The sequence below is a fragment of the Streptomyces sparsus genome, from assembly GCF_054776295.1.
On the sequence record NZ_BAAHCA010001110.1, the window covers coordinates 1 to 1,448 of the forward strand.

The window sequence follows — 1,448 nt, forward strand, 5'->3', positions numbered from 1 at the left end:
CGCCCGCCTCCGCCCCGGACGGTTCGGCAACGTCCGGAACCGCGTGCGGAACCTGCGGCCCGGCCGGACCGGCGGCCCCCACCGGACCGCCGCCACGACGGGGAACGGCCCGGCCGGCCGGACCACCGTGCCACTCCAGGCCAACGCCCTGCAGTCGCTGTGCCGCCACGTCTTCGGCTTCCGGCTCGCGATGATCGCGCTCGGCACCCCCATGGCCCTCGCCAACACCGCCGACGGGCTGCCGAAGTGGCTGGTCGGCTCGGCGGTGCTCGTCACCTTCATGGGCTCCTACGCCCTCTTCCGCGACTGGGAGCGCTTCGGCCCGCTCCTGTTGCGGCACCCGCCGCTGCTCGCGGTGGACCTGTTGCTGTCCGGACTCCTCCTCGTCACCGCCACCCCGCAGTCGCCACTCGCCTACGTGTGCGTCTGCACCCCGCTGCTCGCCGGCCTGCTCTACGGCTGGCGCGGCGCGGGAGCCTTCGCCGCCGCCCAGTGCCTGCTGCTGACCGTCCTGTACGCCACCGCCGGAGCCGCCGCATCCGGTGCAGCCGGTGCTACGGACGAGACAGACGGCCAAGAGCTGCACAGCGCCCTGTTGCTGGCCGGGTTCTGCGCCATCGCCGGAGCCGTGGGCGTCACCCTGCGCAACCACGTCCTGCGGTTCGCCACCGCCTCGCAGGCCCTCGCGGAAGCCCGCGCCCGACTCGCCGCCACCACCGCCGTCGCCGAGGAACGCGCCCGCCTCGCCCGGGACCTCCACGACTCCGTGGCCAAGACCCTGCACGGCCTGGCGCTTTCCGCCGACAGCCTCGCCCGCACGGCCGACCGCGCCCCCGCTCCGGAGGTCCGGCAGCGCGCCGAACTCGTCGCCCGATCCGCCCGCCGGGCCGCAGCCGAGTCCCGCGACCTCCTCACCGACCTGCGACACAGCGGCGAACCCGGCAGGCCCGTGGGTGTCGTCCCCGCACTGCACGCCGCCACGGAGGACTTCAGCCGCCGCACCGGCATCACCGCGACGTTCCACCACACCGGGCCGGTGGACACCGCCCCCGCCGTGACGCAGGCCGTCGCCAGCCACCTGCTGACCGTCACCACCGAAGCCCTCGACAACGTCGCCCGGCACGCGAAGGCCACCACCGTCACCGTCACGACCGCACTCGCCGACGGCCTGCTCACCCTCCGGATCCGTGACAACGGCACCGGCCTGCCACCCGGCACCACCCTGCCCGCCCTGAGCCGGTCCGGGCATTTCGGCCTGCTCGGCATGGTGGAACGGGCCGCAGCCATCGGCGCCCGCCTCCGCGTCGGCCGCAGCAGCACCGGCGGCACCGAAGTACGCCTCGACCTGCCCCACGCCCCCCGCTCCGAAGCGCCCGAAGGGAGCCCGCACCATGCCGCCTGAACCCCACGGCCAGCCGGTCCGCACCCCCGCGCCCCGCACCTCCCAC

1 protein-coding gene is annotated in these 1,448 nt (G+C 75.4%); it reads left to right on the top strand.

Features of this window, described 5'->3' with window-relative positions; genetic code table 11:
• Positions 1-1,402, top strand: a 1,402-nt coding sequence (locus ACYVE9_RS26685; RefSeq protein ID WP_461030465.1) for a sensor histidine kinase, incomplete at its 5' end; no start/stop codon positions are given.
• Positions 1,403-1,448 lie beyond the last annotated feature (46 nt).